This window comes from Janthinobacterium salmonicoloratum, from assembly GCF_051380845.1.
Taxonomy (GTDB): Bacteria; Pseudomonadota; Gammaproteobacteria; order Burkholderiales; family Burkholderiaceae_D; genus Janthinobacterium; species Janthinobacterium lividum_F.
Map to the genome: position 1 here is coordinate 1762744 of NZ_JBNYXV010000001.1, position 15142 is coordinate 1777885.

A 15142-nucleotide genomic window follows, 5' to 3' on the forward strand; every position below is an offset into this window, starting at 1 on the left:
ACTGCCGGAGCTTGCCGTGAAAATCTTCATTATCTCCAGTAACGAAAAACAACTGGCCGCGATGACGGCGCTGTTGCGCGAGCGCCACGCGGGCGACGATATCGACAGCGCCGTCGGCAGCCTGGAACGGCTGGCCGGCACGGCTGAAATGGCCGCGCCAGACGTGCTGTTGCTGGCGCAACCCGTCATCGACGATGCCGACCTGGTGCGCATCGAACGCCTGGCCAGCCGCCAGCCCGCCATGGCCATCATCTTGCAGTGCCAGCACCAGGGCAGCGACTTCCTGCTGCAAGCCATGCGCGCGGGGGTACGCGAAGTGCTGCCGCAAGCCGACCACGGTGTGGCCCTGAATACAGCGCTGCAACGCATCGAGGACAAGAGCGCGCGCCACGTGCGGCGCGATGGCAAGATCATCGCCTTCGTTTCGTGCAAGGGCGGCAGCGGCGCGACCTTCCTCGCTGCCAACCTGGCGTATGCGCTGGCGCAGGCCAACCAGCGCGTGGCGCTGTTCGACCTGAACCTGCAGTTTGGCGATGCGGCGCTGTTTGTCTCGGATCAGAAGCCGGCCGCCACGCTGTCACACGTGGCGCAGCAGATCCACCGCCTCGATCCCTCCTTCCTCGCCGCCAGCATGGTGCAGGTGACGCCGAACTTCAGCATCCTGGCCGCTCCCGAAGATCCGGGCCACGCAAGCGACATCAAGCCCGAGCACATCGACCAGTTGCTGCATCTGGCGCGCCACGAATATGACTTCATCGTGCTCGACACGGGCCGCGGCCTCGATGCCATCAGCGTGCGCGCGCTCGATCACGCCGACATGATCTGTCCCGTGGTGCAGGCAACCCTGCCCTACATCCGCGATGGCAAGCGGCTGCTGCAGGTGTTCCAGTCGCTGGAATACCCGGCCGGCAAGATCCACCTGATCCTGAACCGCCATGCAGGCGCCGATGAAATCCGCGGACGCGACCTGGAGGCGGCCTATGGCCAGCGCATCTTCCATGCCATGCCGAATCACTACGCGGTGGCGGCAGCCTCGGTCAACCAGGGCGTGCCCGTGCTGAAGCTGGCGCCCGGCAGTGCGCTGGCAAAATCACTGCAGGAGTGCGCGCACAAGTTGGGCGGCACGCGCGCGGCCAGCACGCCCGGCCTGTTTTCACGCCTGTTCCAGCGTAGCCGGCCCATCCATCTTCGAGGGGAAACAGCATGAGCATCGACATCAATGGCGCCAGCCCCAGCCTGCGCGAACGCCTCGGCAGCGCCCCGGGCGCGAACAGCAATACGGCCTTCGGTGCCGTGCGCGGCGGCAGCATCGACAATCCCGCCTACCAGGAACTCAAGCAGCACGTGCACCAGTCCCTGCTCGACCGCATCGACCTGGAAGGCATGCAGCGCCTGTCCCAGGAGCAGATACGCGACGACCTGAAGGTCCTGGTGGGGCGCTTGCTGGACGAAGACAGCGTCGTCATCAACGACCTGGAACGGCGTACCCTGGTGCGCGACATCCAGGACGAGGTACTGGGCTTCGGCCCGCTCGAACCACTGCTGAACGACCCGACGGTATCGGACATCCTCGTCAACACGCACCGCCAGGTGTATGTCGAACGCCATGGCCAGCTCGAGCTGAGCAACGTCCGCTTCACCGACGATGCGCACCTGATGAAGATCATCGACAAGATCGTCTCGCGCGTGGGGCGGCGCATCGATGAATCGAGCCCCATGGTCGATGCCCGCCTGCCCGACGGTTCGCGCGTCAACGCCATCATCCCGCCGCTGGCCATCGACGGACCCGTGATGTCGATACGGCGCTTTTCGGCCCAGCCGCTGCGGCTTTCCGACCTGGTCGAACATCACAGCCTGACGGTCGAAATGGCGCAAATCCTGCAGGGCCTGGGCAAGGCCAAGATCAATATCCTGATCTCGGGCGGCACGGGCAGCGGCAAGACCACCATGCTGAACGCGATATCGGGCTTCATCAGCGGCACCGAGCGCATCGTCACCATCGAGGATGCGGCGGAACTGCAAATGCAGCAACCGCACGTGGTACGCCTGGAAACGCGGCCCCCGAACATCGAAGGCAAGGGCGAAGTGACACAGCGCGCGCTGGTGCGCAATGCCCTGCGCATGCGGCCCGACCGCATCATCCTAGGCGAGGTGCGCGGTGCCGAAGCGCTCGACATGCTGCAGGCAATGAATACGGGCCATGAGGGCTCGATGGCCACCATCCACGCCAATACGCCGCGCGACGCCCTGACGCGGCTGGAAAACATGATCAGCATGGCCGCCTCCATGTTGCCGGGCAAGGCCATGCGCCAGCAGATCAGCGCAGCCATCGGCGTGGTGGTGCAGGTGGCGCGCCTGACGGATGGCAAGCGCAAGGTGGTGTCGATCCAGGAAATCACGGGCATGGAAGGCGAGATGATCACCATGCAGGAAATCTTCACCTTCCGCCAGACGGGCGTGGCCCAGGACGGTGCCGTCAGCGGCCATTTCCAGGCCAGCGGCGTGCGTCCCCGCTTCCTCGACCGCCTGCGCGCCTTCGGCGTCGTCGTGCCGGAAAGCCTGTTCGATCCCAACCGCCAATACCATTGAGGAGCGCGCCATGGACTACAGTTATTACGTCTTCGGGGCCCTGATCTTCATCGCCGTGGTACTGCTCGTCACGGGCCTGTACCAGAGCTGGAACAATGTGCGCGGGCCGGAATCGGAACGGGTGGCGCGGCGCCTGCGCGTGATGTCGGCCGGCGCCCACGCGGGCGAGCAGAGCACTTCGATGATCAAGCAGCGCCTGCTCAGTGAAACGCCGGCGCTGCAGAAATTATTATTGGAAGTGCCGCGCGTGCATGCACTCGACCGCCTGCTGGAACAGTCAGGGTTGATGTGGAGCGTGGCGCAGTGGGCCATGCTGGTGTTGCTGGCCTTCCTCGTCGGCCTGGTTGGCGCCAGCCTGATCGACCTGCCCTGGCTGCTGCGCCTGCTGGTAGCGGCCGCCTGCGCGCTGCTGCCCTTTTACTACATCGAGCGCGCCAAGGCGCGCCGCCTGCAGCGCATCGGCCAGCAATTGCCGGACGCGCTGGAACTCATGAGCCGCGCCCTGCGCGCCGGCCATGCCTTTCCCACGGCCCTGAAAATGGTCGGCGAGGAAATGAACGCACCGCTGGCCGACGAATTTCGCATCGCCTTCGACGAAGTCAACTTCGGCATCGCCATGCCGGACGCGCTGATGAACCTGGCCACGCGCGTGCCCAGCACGGACGTGCGCTATTTCGTCATCGCCGTACTGATCCAGCGCGAGACGGGCGGCAACCTGTCGGAATTACTCGACAGCATCAGCCATATCATCCGCGAACGCATCAAGCTGCTGGGGCAGGTACGCGTGCTGTCAGCCGAGGCGCGCCTGTCGGCGTGGATCCTGGCGCTGTTGCCGTTCGGCGCCGCGGCCATGATCCAGCTGACCAACCCCACCTTCCTGGAGCTGCTGTACCGCGATCCCGGCGGACAGAAAATGCTGGGCGGCGCCATGTTGCTGATGCTGCTCGGCGTCATCATCATGCGCAAGATCATCCATATCCGGGTGTGATTTTTTGAGGGGAACGACATCATGACTACCATGCAAATGGGCTTTCTCGGCTTGCTGTTCATCGCCGTCTTCGCCGGTGCCATGTTCGTGCTGCTGCTGGCCGTACCCGACCCGCTGCGCCAGCGCCTCGACAGCGTGGGCGCGGCCGGGACGGGCGGCGCCCGCCACTGGCTGACGCATTTCGTCAAGCTGAGCAGACCGCTGGCCCGCCTGTCCCTGCCAGAAGAAGGCTGGGAGACTTCGAAAATACGCCTGCGTTTCATGCATGCGGGCCTGCGCCATCCCTCCGCGCCGCTGCTGTATTTTGGCGCCAAGACGGCCCTCGCCGTGGGCCTGCCCGTGCTGCTGTTCCTGGGCCTGAGCATCGCTGGCGTGCATTACAGCGGCACGGCATTACTGCTGTGGCTGCTTCTGGCCGCCGGTTTCGGCTACTACCTGCCGAACGGCTGGCTGAACCGCCGCATCCGCGTGCGCCAGCGCGACATTTTTGAAAGTTTTCCCGATGCGCTGGATCTGATGACGGTCTGCGTGGAAGCGGGCCTGGCCATGGATGCGGCGCTGGCGCGGGTGGCCTCCGAAATCACGCTGAAAAGCGCCGTGCTGGCCGAGGAACTGCACCTGCTGACGCTGGAACTGCGCGCCGGCAACTCCAAGGAACGGGCCTTGCGCAACCTGGCCCTGCGCACGGGCGTAGAGGATGTCGATGCCCTCGTTGCCATGCTGATCCAGGCCGAACGCTTCGGCACCAGCATCGCCGCCTCCCTGCGCGTGCAATCGGAGCAGTTGCGCACCAAGCGGCGCCAGCTGGCAGAAGAGCAGGCGGCGAAAATTGCCCTGAAGCTGCTGTTTCCGCTGATCTTCTTCATCTTCCCTTCCCTGCTGGTGGTGCTCATGGGACCAGCCTTCCTGCAAATCTACCGCGTGCTGCTGCCCGGCATGGCTGGCGGCAATTGACACGGCGACCAGCCCGCTCCCGGCGCTCACCGCTGCCGGGAGCCATGCATCCAATCCAGCCAGCCCCTGCCTCACCAGGCCACCGCGCCTTCGTCCCACCATCTTCCTGCCTGCCATTGATTGCTACCGTTGCAGCTTCCCCCGCCCCCTTTACTCTCGTTGGCGTGCCGACGCCCGCTGCCTGTCCTGCTTGCCCAGCCCTAGAGGAACGTAGCGGCGCAGCCGCGGCAAACGCAACCATCTGCGTGGATCAGGCTCGCGGGCGCGACAAGCTGGGGCACATGCCATCGCGGCTTGCTGCGCGCCACCATGCAAGGGCATAAAAAAGGCCGGACGCGATGTCCGGCCCTTCTCCTGCCTTGCCTGCCCTACATGCTGATGCGCAAAATGGCCGAGGCGAGTTTCTCGAAGCAGGGTTTCAACTCGTTGGAGTTAGCGGCGTGGCAATAAATGCCGACGGGTTGGCCGGCGCCCGCATTCACGCAGCGCGACAGGGCATCGGGCGTGTTGGCCATGCATTTGAGGATATCTTCGCCCTTGTCGCTGGGCGCAGGGCCATTTGCCGCCGTCAACTCGCTGCCCAGGCCGAGGGTGAACACGTACGTGCCCTCGCTGCGGGCCTTGGCGGCGACCGCTTCGAGCAGGTTGCGCGAAGCCCGGTTGACATTGATCCAGGTGGCTGAATTGCTGCTCGTGTCGTTGGTGACCGAACGCGGCGTGGCCGTGATGATGGGGAACTCCTGCAAGGCCGGCAGGTTGGTCGGATTGTGCGCGTTATACCACTGCGGCAAGGCGGCCGCATCGAGGTTCTTGACGATGTTCGTATCCTGGTTGCACTTGCCGGCCGTCGTCGTGCCTTGCTTGTCGATCCGCCACAGGCCGGCCGGCGTGCCGGTGCTGGTGCCGTCGCCCGTCACCAGCGATCCAGGCGTGGTGCAGTCGGCCGGCTTCTTGAACTTGAAGACGGAGGAAATGGTATTCGGCGAGCCATCGGAAAAAAACACGATGACGCGCAGGCTGGAGCGGTTGGCAAGGGCAATGCTGTTGAGCTGGTCGCGGCCATTCCACATGCCTTCGGCCGAATTCGTCAAGCCGTCAAACGAAAAGTTGCCAATGGTGGTCTTCATGCCCGCCTGGTCGAAACCGCGCGCCACCTTGCTGATCGGCGTATCGACTTCGGCGCCGTAGGAAAAATGGATCAGGGCCATGCGGTCCAGCGCCGGATTGAATTTGCTGAGAAACAGCTGCGCGCTGCTGATGACGGTGGAGCCGACGGGCGCCAGCGAGCCCGAGGTATCCATCACGAAGGCCAGGTCCAGGTCCTTGCGTATAGTTTGCGCCGCGGCGCTGACCGTCAGCAAATTGAACCCCAGCACGCGCATCAGGGTCACGGGCACGGCGGCCGTGGCCGCAGCATCGATCGTCACCTTGCCAGCGTCAAAGGTCACGGTGGGATCATTGAAGGTGGGCGTGGCACCCAGGTAGCCAGTGGGGAAATTCGCGGCAAAAAACTTTTGCGCCGCCGCCTGGGCGCTGGCTCGCTGCGCCGCTTCGCCCACGCCTTGCGTGACGGCGCGCGCGGCGGCGATGCTGGCCGCATCGACGGCCGCATTGAGCTTGGAGCGGATGATGAAGCCCAGGCCGGAATCGATGGCCAGCCCTACTGAGCCAATCAGCACCACCATCGACAGGCCGATGACGATCAGCACTTGCCCCTTTTGTTTTCCAGTCTGCCTGCGTATGCTTTTCATGTTGTTCTCCCGGCGCCTGCACGTGCGCCTGCGCAATGATGACAGCGTGTCTAAAAAATGGTTTTGGCGTACAAGTTGCCGCTCAGCTGAGGCGTTTGCGCACCAAAGCCCAGGCTCATGCCGGCAAACAGGATGTTGGCGCGATACAGTCCCTCGACGACATAAATGACTTCGCCATTGGCCAGCTGGTTGCTCATGGCATCGTTGATGGGCGAACCCGCGCTGGGAATGCTGGTGCACTTGCCCGTACCGTCGCTGGCCCAGCTGCTGCAGCTCCACACCTTGCTGGCCTGCTGCGGCCCCTGGGTCCAGCGGTAATGCTCGAGGATGACGTTCTGCTTGCCGGGGCCATTGCCCATGATCTTGCTGATGTACATGCTGCCATTGCTGGCCATGTCCAGCGGCGGCGTCGTCATCGCCAGCGCCGTCATGATGGTTTGCGGATCCTGCGACGAGCGCGACGCCAGGTTGGCGCCCTCGCGGCTCAGATTGGTCAATATCATGTCGCCCTGCACGATGCGCGCCAGGTCGAAGACGGGGACGGCCATCATCAGCAGGAAGGGCAGCACCAGGGCGAACTCGACGGCGGCCACACCCTGCTGGCTGCGCGCGCGTGCCAATATCAATTGTTTGGATGGTGTCATCAGAAGGCCTCGTTGCGCATGGTGGCCGCGACGCTGAAGGCATACTGGCCGGGCGCACTGGTGGAAGTTTTGGGATTGAGCAGGGCCATCAACCGCCATGCGGGGGTGATGACGGGCCAGGTGCAGTTCACCTGTAGCACAACGATATCGCCGGCCGCGCCAAACATATTGTTGTTGTACGCGGAGGGCGCTTGCGAGACGCCATTGACCACCACCACGGGACTGACCATGGCATACAGGCCCAGCGAGCTGTCGTTGATCTTTTTCAGCACCGCTTCGTAACGCTGCTTGTTGGCGCTGGCGGGATCGAGGTTGTTTTGCCCCGTGATGGAGTAGCGCGCCCCTTCGCGCACCGCGTACTGCATCGTCAGGTTGACCCAGAACATGACGCCCAGTTCCATGATCATGGCGATAAGGAAAAAGAGGATGGGGGCGATCAAGGCAAATTCCACTAGCGCTGCCCCGCGTGTTGGTTTTTTCAGGCGCAACATTCCCCTACAGCTGTTTCTAGTCTGCATGATTTACTCGCTTGGACAGGTTGCCCTCAGTCTCGCGCTGAGGTTGCAAATACAACAAATAAATTGCTCTTTGTATAATGTAATTTAGGTAATACTGAGACGAAAGTCAAGGCCCGAATACATGCAAATTACATACAAATATACGTGTACACCAAATAACGATAGGAAACGAAATTAGCGCGGAAGCAAGCGGCGGTCGGCGGGGTCGAGCAGGAAGCCTTGCAGGATCTCCTGCAGCTGTGGCAGCTTGGCCACGTGGGCGGGAATGCCCAGCTGGCGCGCGCCGAAGTAGTGGGCGATGATGTCGCCCTGCTGCTCCATGTTGAAGTCGGACAGGACGCCGCCGGCCTGCGCATCATAGCGGTAGGCCCGCTGCCGGATATAGCCACCGCACAGCGCCAGCAGCACGCCATGCAGCAGCACGCTGTAACCGAGCTGGTACTGCCACACGTGCACCATTTCGTGAATGAAGAACAGCTTGCCGCTGTTGCCTTCGCGGGAAAAATCGTCGCGATACTGGGCCGGCATGAAATGCAGGCTGCCGCGCGGCGTCATGGCCGTGTTCTGGTCCTGCAAGCCAAACGGTAGGAAGGAGCCGCGCACGACGCACACGCGCGCGTAGTCGATGGCGCCCCGAAAGACGCTGCGGGCCATGGCGGTTTCGCCGATGGTCAGGGGGCGGCGCAAGACTCGCATGAGAAGTAGGGAAGGAAGCGAGGGAAGAAAGCGCGGCAGGCATGCAAGCCTGCCGCGCCGGTACCGCTTAGGCCGACCGTAAACCGCTGGCAGCTTTCGCGATTTCCGTGATGCGGTCCCAGTTGCCGGCCGCGATCGCGTCTTTCGGCGTCAGCCACGAGCCGCCCACGCAGGCGACGTTCTTGCACGCCAGGAACTGCGACGCCGTCTCTTGCGAGATGCCGCCCGTCGGGCAGAACGTGATGTCCGGCAGCGGGCCGTAGATGGCGTTGAGCATGCCGATGCCGCCCGCCGGCACGGCCGGGAACAGTTTCAGCTGCTGGAAGCCGTTTTCACGCGCCGCCATCACTTCGCCTGGCGTCATCACGCCTGGCAGCAATGGCAGGCCGCTGCTTTTCGCCGCCGCCACCAGGGCCGACGTCAGGCCTGGCGAGACGCCGAAGACGGCGCCCGCGTCGCGCGCCTGTGCGAATTCCTCGGGACGGGTGAGCGTACCCACGCCGACGATGGCGCCCGGCACGGCCGACATGGCGCGAATCGCTTCCAGGCCGTGTTTCGTGCGCAGGGTCACTTCCAGCACGCGGATGCCGCCCGCCACCAGCGCGCGCGCCAGCGGTACGGCATGTTCAGGATCGTCGATCGCAATCACGGGGATCACGCTCGACGTGCGCATAATTTCCAGTAGTGTCATGGTCATCTCTTATTTCCTAGCCAAAAAGTCTTCATCGGAACCCGGTACGGTATCACCGACATTGTCGGCGTCGTGCAAGGCGACGGTGGTGGGAATCGGCGACGGCAGGCCGAAGGTGGTGGCACCCTCTTCCGCCGCGCTGACGGTGGAACGGAACATGGAAAACAGCTCGCGACCCATGCCGACGTGGTTCGGCGACAGGTCGGCCGTGACCAGCGAACGGGCGTGCCAGACATCGGTCGGCACCAGCGCCTCGAGCACGCCAGTGAAGGCATCGAGACGGATGATGTCGCCGTCGCGCACGAGACCCAGCGGGCCACCGGCGAGAATTTCAGGCGATACGTGGATGGCGGCCGGCACCTTGCCCGATGCGCCCGACATGCGGCCATCGGTGACCAGCGCCACGTGGCGGCCCGCATCCTGCAGGTTGGCCAGCGCGGGCGTCAGCGCATGCAGTTCCGGCATGCCGTTGGCGCGCGGACCCTGGAAGCGCAGCACGGCAACGAAATCGCGGTCCAGCGATCCCGCCTTGTAGGCGGCCATGAACTCTTCCTGCGAATTGAACACCAGCGCCGGTGCTTCGACCGTGCGGTGCTGCGGCTTGACGGCCGAGACCTTCATCACGGCGCGGCCCAGGTTACCCGCGACCAATACCATGCCACCGTCCGGCGCGAACGGGTTCGAAGCGGGGCGCAGCACGTTTTCGTCGGCGCTGGTGGCCGGAGCATCTTTCCAGAAGACCTTGCCGTCTTCACCGAGGAACGGTTCCATGCAGTGCGCGCGCAAGCCGTGGCCCAGGATGGTGTTGACGTCTTCGTGCAACAAGCCCGCATCCAGCAGTTCGCGGATCAGGTAACCGGTGCCGCCGGCCGCGTGGAAATGGTTCACGTCGGCGTCGCCGTTCGGGTAGATGCGCGTGAGCATCGGCACGATGGCCGACAGTTCGTTGAAATCGTTCCAGTCGATGACGATGCCAGCCGCCTTGGCGATTGCCACCAGGTGCAAGGTATGGTTGGTCGAACCGCCCGTGGCCAGCAAGCCCACGACGGCGTTGACGATACATTTCTCGTCGACGATATGGCCGACTGGCAAGTAGCTGCCGCTTTGCGCCGTGATGACAGCGGCGCGCTGGGCGGCGGCGGCCGTCAGCGCATCGCGCAACGGGGTGTTCGGTGTGATGAAGGCGGCGCCCGGCAAGTGCAGGCCCATCACTTCCATCAGCATCTGGTTGCTGTTCGCGGTGCCGTAGAAGGTACAGGTGCCGGCGCCGTGGTAGGCTTTCGACTCGCCTTCGAGCAAGTCTTCGCGCGTGGCCTTGCCTTGCGCATACAGCTGGCGCACCTTGGCTTTTTCCTGGTTCGACAAGCCCGACGTCATCGGACCGGCCGGCACGAAGACGGCGGGCAAGTGGCCGAAGTGCAGCGCGCCGATCAGCAGGCCCGGCACGATCTTGTCGCACACGCCCAGGTACAGGGCCGAGTCGAACATATTGTGCGACAGCGCCACGGCCGTCGACATGGCGATGGTGTCGCGCGAGAACAGCGACAGTTCCATGCCCGGCTGGCCTTGCGTCACGCCATCGCACATGGCGGGCACGCCGCCGGCGAACTGGGCGACGGCGCCCACTTCGCGCACGGCTTGCTTGATGATCTGCGGGAAGCCTTCGAAGGGCTGGTGCGCCGACAGCATGTCGTTGTACGAGGAAACGATGGCCACGGACGGTTTCTTGTATTCCTTCAGCGACAGCTTGTCGTTGGCAGGAAAGGCGGCAAAGCCGTGCGCCAGGTTGGTGCACGACAGGGCGCCGCGCTGCACGCCCTGGATGCGGGCCGCATCCAGATGCGCCAGGTAGGCGCCGCGCGATGGCCGGCTGCGCGCGATGATGCGCGCTGTTACGGATTCGACTACTGGATGCAGCGCCATATGGATTTCCTTAAAAATGAGTATTTCGTGAAATTTTACTACAAAATGGTCGCGCAGAAGCACTCTTGCAGTGGCCAGTGGCAGAAATAATCCATATTTCCACGACTTTTCAAGGCAAAACAACAGCGTGCCACGTCCACTCGTCTTGCTTGCCTATCTATTGCAGCGCGGATAAAACGCTGAAAAAACGCTGAAAATGCTATGCGCCTGCACAAACTGTAGTGAAATTACGTTTTTCTGATGTATTATTCTCATACCAACGCCGGATCCGCTGTTCGCCACCACGAACGCGCCGCGCTCCCTTCAACCGAGACAAGCACCCAAGCCGACCGCCATGCGCCAGCCAGCACCTACTCCTGCCATCACCGCCACCGCCAGTTTCCAGTCCCTGCAAGCGCACAGCGCCAGCCTGCACGACGTGCATCTGCGCCAGCTGTTTGCGGCCGACCCCGCGCGCTTTTCCAGCATGACGGTCGATGCGGCAGGACTGCTGCTCGATTACTCGAAGAACGGGGTCGACGCCACCGCCATGCGCCTGCTGATGGAACTGGCCCGCGAGCGCGGCGTGGAAGCGCAGCGCGAAGCCATGTTCACTGGCGAGAAAATCAATCTTACCGAACATCGGGCCGTTCTGCATACCGCCTTGCGCGCGCCACGCGGCACCAGGCTGGTAGTCGATGGCCAGGATATCGATGCTGACGTGCAAGATGTGCTGCAACGCGTGAAAGCGTTTACGGACAAGGTCCGCAATGGCAGCTGGCTCGGCTACACGGGCAAGCCGATTTGCGACATCGTCAACATCGGCATCGGCGGTTCGGACCTGGGCCCGAAAATGGCTTGCCTGGCCCTGCGCTCCTACGCCAACCCGGGCCTGGAAATGCATTTTGTTTCCAACGTCGACGGCCACGACATGGAAGCGACCCTGTCCAAGGTCGATCCGGAAACCACCCTGTTCATCGTGGCCTCGAAAACCTTCGTTACGGCTGAAACCATGCTCAACGCCAACACGGCGCGCGCCTGGTTCTTGCTGGAAGGTGAAGAAAAGGATCTGGCCCAACATTTTGTGGCCGTTTCGACCAACACACAAGCCATCGTCGACTTCGGCATTTCGCCGGAAAACATGTTCCCGTTCTGGGACTGGGTCGGCGGACGCTATTCCGTCTGGTCCTCGATCGGCCTGGCTGTGGCGCTGTCCGTCGGCTTTGAATACTTCAGCGATTTCCTCGCCGGCGCGCATGCGATGGATCAGCATTTCCGCCAGGCCCCGCTGGAACAGAACATGCCCGTGGTGCTGGCCATGGTGGGTTTCTGGAACCGCCAGTTCCTCGATTGCGGCTCCGTTTCCATCGCGCCGTATCACCAGGACTTGAGCCGCTTTGCCGCCTATTTGCAACAACTGGACATGGAAAGCAATGGCAAACGCGTCACCAAAGATGGCGTGCCCGTCGACGTGCCGACCGGTCCCGTCATCTGGGGCGATTGCGGCACGAATGCGCAGCATGCGTATTTCCAGCTGCTGCACCAGGGAACCGATATTACACCCATCGACTTCATCGCCGCCCTGCGCGCCACGCACGATTTGCCGGGCCACCACGACGCCCTGCTGGCGAACTGCTTTGCCCAGTCGGAAGCTTTCATGACGGGCAAGACGGGCGAAGAAGTACGCCTTGACTTGCAGGCGCAGGGCTTGCCGGAAAACGAGATCGAAGCGCTGGTGCCGCACAAGACTTTCCCGGGCAACCGCCCCAGCAATACCATTTTGATGGACCAGCTGACCCCGACTACCCTGGGCGCCCTGATCGCGCTGTACGAACACAAGACCTTCGTGCAGGGCGTCTTGTGGAACGTCAACAGTTTTGATCAGTGGGGCGTGGAACTGGGCAAGGTGCTGGCCAAGAAAATCCAGGCCGAACTGACGGGCGAAGCCCGTCCCGACCACCACGACAGCTCGACCAATGGCTTGATTGCGCTGGCCAAGGCCGCAAAAGCCGCATACTAAAAGAGATAGATGAATATTTACGAAATCAAGGTAGTCAGTGACAAAGCCATGCAAGTGGGCGAATGCCCGTTATGGCATGGCAAGGAAGCGGCCCTGTACTGGGTCGATATCGATGGCCGCGCCGTGCACCGCTTGCACTCGGCCAGCGGCAAGCATGAGCAGTGGAGCATGCCGACGGAACCGTCGGCACTGGCCATCAATGCGGGCGGCGGCCTGATCGTGGCCTTGCGCAGCGGCTTTGCCCACCTCGACACGAAGACGGGCAGCCTGGCGGAAATCGCCCCGGCGCCATTCGACATGGCCACCACGCGCTTCAACGATGGCAAGGTCGACCCAGCCGGCCGTTTCTGGGTCGGCACGATTTTCGAGCCGCGCAGCGCCGATGCGGCCGAAATGTTCGTGCTGGAAAAGGGACAAGTGCGCAAGGTCTGGTCCGGTGGCATGACGGTATCGAACGGCCTGGGCTTTTCCCCGGACAAGCGCACCATGTACCACTCGGATACCACCACGCACCGCATCGACCGCTTCGATTTCGACGCGGCCACGGGGGCCATTTCCGCGCCGCAACCATTCCAGCGCTTTTCCATGGACAAGAAAGCGGCCGACTACGGCGGGCGCCCCGATGGCGCGGCCGTCGACAGCGAAGGCAATTACTGGTCGGCCATGTTTGAAGGCGGCAAGATTTTACGCTTCGCCCCCGATGGCCATCTGCTGGGCGAAATTACCGTGCCCGTGCGCTGCCCCACCATGGTGACGTTCGGCGGCCCGGACCTGCGCACCCTGTACATCACCAGCGCCAGCCACAATCGCTCAGCCGCCGAGATCGCCAACTACCCGTTGAGCGGCCACGTACTGTCCGTGCGCGTGGACGTGGCAGGGCAGCCCGAACACCTGTATCAGGCGTAATCGTTTGCCAGCATGAAAAAGCGCCGGACCCTTGCGGGTACCGGCGCTTTTTCACATGCGGCCGCGCAAATTAGCGGGCCAGCACCTTGCGTATCGTCTCGGCCAGTTCAGCCGCCACAAACTTGGCCACATAACCATCGGCGCCCACGCCCTTGACGTGGTCTTCGTTGGTCGAGCCCGTCAGCGACGAGTGGATCACCACGGGAATGTTGGAGAAGCGGCCATCGTTCTTGATGTTGCGCGTCAAGGTAAAGCCATCCATTTCCGGCATTTCCAGGTCGGTCAGCACCAGCGCGACCTTGTCTTTCGCCGTCTTGCCTTCCGTGGCCGCCTGGGCCGAGATCGCCTGCAGGCGCTCCCACGCTTCCTTGCCCGTCTTGGTCATGATGAAAGGCACGCCCATCGCTTCGAGGCCCTTTTCGATCAGCGAGCGGGCCAGCGAGGAATCGTCGGCCGCGAGGATTACGGCGCCGGCCGGCAAGCGCACTTGCGGGCCGATGCTGTTCTCGTCCACGTCGGGGTCGCCCGACGGCAGCACGTTGCGCAGGATTTGCTCCACGTCCAGCACTTGCGCCAAACGTGTCTTGTCCGTGTCGCCATCGAGGCGCGCGATACTGGTGACGAGGCCGCCACCGACGCTCGATTCGGCCGACAGCACCTGATTCCATTCCAGGCGCACGATTTCATCGACCTCTTCCACGGCAAACGCCTGCGTCGAGCGGGCAAATTCGGTCACCATCAGAATCTTCAAGCCATTGCTCTTGCAGCCGACCGCCATCGGCAAGTCGATCACGGGCACGATCTGGCCACGGATATTGACTACGCCCAGCATGTGCGGGTGCGAACCGGCCACCGCCGTAATGGCCGGCATTTCCATGATTTCACGAACTTTGAACACATTGATGCCGAAGAGTTCGCGGCTGGTCGAGTGATCACTGGTGCCCAGTTTGAACAGGAACAGTTCGAATTTGTTATTGCCTGTCAGGCTGGTGCGTTCATCGACGTCTTGCTGCATTGAATTCATTGTGTCCCCTTGAGCCGTCTTGTAAAGTTAAGTCGCCTGCCACTGATGCTGCGGGCAATGCGGACTGCACGTCGCATGGACGTCGGACGGCGGGTTCGGGGCATGGCCGGCGCTAGCGGTGCAGTGTCTATCGTACAATTTCTTACAACCAATAGTTGCTATCGATTCGAGATTGAATTATACGTTTTTTTACTTTCCTCAAAGCTACTTTACGCTGCCAACGGCGATCCTGGGAGCATTTCTTGATTTGCTTGTTGCTACAGCGCAAATGATGACGTAGGGAATCGAATTTTCCCTGGCAACCATGGTTGCTTTGAAAAGGCTATGAAAAGCATGACGCTGCGCCGGCGCCAGCGAACCGCATATAATGGCCATGCCGGCGCCGCTGGCATGCATACGGGGCAAAACTGCGACGGCAGGGGATGAAATGTAGTAAAATTTCTTGCAATTGCCTGTTCT

General features: G+C 62.6%; 13 protein-coding genes. 6 read left to right on the forward strand and 7 right to left on the reverse strand.

The window, feature by feature from the left end:
* Positions 1-16 precede the first annotated feature (16 nt).
* From ACQ4WY_RS08135 to ACQ4WY_RS08150, 4 genes are read left to right on the forward strand one after another with little or no spacing between them, the layout of a single operon-like run.
* Complete coding sequence (locus tag ACQ4WY_RS08135) at positions 17-1207, forward strand: CpaE/TadZ family protein (protein WP_436503564.1); 1191 nt, start codon at positions 17-19, stop codon at positions 1205-1207.
* Complete coding sequence (locus ACQ4WY_RS08140) at positions 1204-2589, forward strand: TadA family conjugal transfer-associated ATPase (protein ID WP_436503565.1); 1386 nt, start codon at positions 1204-1206, stop codon at positions 2587-2589. The genes ACQ4WY_RS08135 and ACQ4WY_RS08140 overlap by 4 nt, the downstream gene beginning before the upstream one ends.
* A gap of 10 nt (positions 2590-2599) precedes the next feature.
* Positions 2600-3577 (forward strand): type II secretion system F family protein, encoded by a 978-nt coding sequence (locus ACQ4WY_RS08145; RefSeq protein WP_436503566.1) that lies wholly within the window; start codon positions 2600-2602, stop codon positions 3575-3577.
* A 21-nt stretch (positions 3578-3598) separates the two neighbouring features.
* Positions 3599-4531, forward strand: a complete 933-nt coding sequence (locus ACQ4WY_RS08150; protein ID WP_353660420.1) for a type II secretion system F family protein — start codon at positions 3599-3601, stop codon at positions 4529-4531.
* Between the two features lie 368 nt (positions 4532-4899).
* Here ACQ4WY_RS08150 and ACQ4WY_RS08155 read toward each other — a convergent pair whose 3' ends face one another.
* From ACQ4WY_RS08155 to edd, 6 genes are all read right to left on the reverse strand, one after another.
* Positions 4900-6282, reverse strand: coding sequence for a vWA domain-containing protein (locus tag ACQ4WY_RS08155; protein ID WP_436503567.1), 1383 nt, complete (start codon positions 6280-6282; stop codon positions 4900-4902).
* Positions 6283-6332: 50 nt separating this feature from the next.
* The gene (locus ACQ4WY_RS08160; RefSeq protein WP_436503568.1) at positions 6333-6926 is read right to left on the reverse strand and encodes a TadE/TadG family type IV pilus assembly protein; all 594 of its coding nucleotides are present in this window, start codon (positions 6924-6926) and stop codon (positions 6333-6335) included.
* On the reverse strand, positions 6926-7444 hold the full coding sequence (locus ACQ4WY_RS08165) for a TadE/TadG family type IV pilus assembly protein (protein WP_436503569.1): 519 nt from the start codon (positions 7442-7444) through the stop codon (positions 6926-6928). The genes ACQ4WY_RS08160 and ACQ4WY_RS08165 overlap by 1 nt, the downstream gene beginning before the upstream one ends.
* A gap of 174 nt (positions 7445-7618) precedes the next feature.
* Positions 7619-8131, reverse strand: a complete 513-nt coding sequence (locus ACQ4WY_RS08170; protein ID WP_436503570.1) for a Rhs element Vgr protein — start codon at positions 8129-8131, stop codon at positions 7619-7621.
* 76 nt (positions 8132-8207) lie between these two features.
* Positions 8208-8837, reverse strand: coding sequence for a bifunctional 4-hydroxy-2-oxoglutarate aldolase/2-dehydro-3-deoxy-phosphogluconate aldolase (gene eda / locus ACQ4WY_RS08175; RefSeq protein WP_070260457.1), 630 nt, complete (start codon positions 8835-8837; stop codon positions 8208-8210).
* Positions 8838-8840: 3 nt separating this feature from the next.
* Positions 8841-10754 carry a phosphogluconate dehydratase gene (edd, locus tag ACQ4WY_RS08180; protein ID WP_436503571.1) on the reverse strand — a complete coding sequence of 638 codons (1914 nt, stop codon included), beginning with the start codon at positions 10752-10754 and terminating at the stop codon, positions 8841-8843.
* A 334-nt stretch (positions 10755-11088) separates the two neighbouring features.
* Between edd and pgi the strand changes: the two genes are divergently transcribed.
* Positions 11089-12753 carry a glucose-6-phosphate isomerase gene (gene pgi, locus ACQ4WY_RS08185; protein ID WP_436503572.1) on the forward strand — a complete coding sequence of 555 codons (1665 nt, stop codon included), beginning with the start codon at positions 11089-11091 and terminating at the stop codon, positions 12751-12753.
* A 9-nt stretch (positions 12754-12762) separates the two neighbouring features.
* Positions 12763-13659, forward strand: coding sequence for an SMP-30/gluconolactonase/LRE family protein (locus ACQ4WY_RS08190; protein WP_436503573.1), 897 nt, complete (start codon positions 12763-12765; stop codon positions 13657-13659).
* Between the two features lie 70 nt (positions 13660-13729).
* Here the strand turns inward: ACQ4WY_RS08190 and ACQ4WY_RS08195 are convergent, their stop codons facing one another.
* Positions 13730-14683, reverse strand: a complete 954-nt coding sequence (locus tag ACQ4WY_RS08195) for a chemotaxis protein (RefSeq protein ID WP_099379036.1) — start codon at positions 14681-14683, stop codon at positions 13730-13732.
* Between the last annotated feature and the right edge of the window lie 459 nt (positions 14684-15142).

Excerpts from the sequence above, each read along its gene's own strand:
- ACQ4WY_RS08140 (WP_436503565.1), top strand. The coding sequence starts at position 1,204 with ATGAGCATCGACATCAATGGCGCCAGCCCCAGCCTGCGCGAACGCCTC.
- ACQ4WY_RS08165 (WP_436503569.1), bottom strand. The coding sequence starts at position 7,444 with ATGCAGACTAGAAACAGCTGTAGGGGAATGTTGCGCCTGAAAAAACCA.
- ACQ4WY_RS08160 (WP_436503568.1), bottom strand. The coding sequence starts at position 6,926 with ATGACACCATCCAAACAATTGATATTGGCACGCGCGCGCAGCCAGCAG.
- edd (WP_436503571.1), bottom strand. The coding sequence starts at position 10,754 with ATGGCGCTGCATCCAGTAGTCGAATCCGTAACAGCGCGCATCATCGCG.
- eda (WP_070260457.1), bottom strand. The coding sequence starts at position 8,837 with ATGACCATGACACTACTGGAAATTATGCGCACGTCGAGCGTGATCCCC.
- pgi (WP_436503572.1), top strand. The coding sequence starts at position 11,089 with ATGCGCCAGCCAGCACCTACTCCTGCCATCACCGCCACCGCCAGTTTC.
- ACQ4WY_RS08190 (WP_436503573.1), top strand. The coding sequence starts at position 12,763 with ATGAATATTTACGAAATCAAGGTAGTCAGTGACAAAGCCATGCAAGTG.
- ACQ4WY_RS08195 (WP_099379036.1), bottom strand. The coding sequence starts at position 14,683 with ATGAATTCAATGCAGCAAGACGTCGATGAACGCACCAGCCTGACAGGC.
- ACQ4WY_RS08145 (WP_436503566.1), top strand. The coding sequence starts at position 2,600 with ATGGACTACAGTTATTACGTCTTCGGGGCCCTGATCTTCATCGCCGTG.
- ACQ4WY_RS08155 (WP_436503567.1), bottom strand. The coding sequence starts at position 6,282 with ATGAAAAGCATACGCAGGCAGACTGGAAAACAAAAGGGGCAAGTGCTG.
- ACQ4WY_RS08150 (WP_353660420.1), top strand. The coding sequence starts at position 3,599 with ATGACTACCATGCAAATGGGCTTTCTCGGCTTGCTGTTCATCGCCGTC.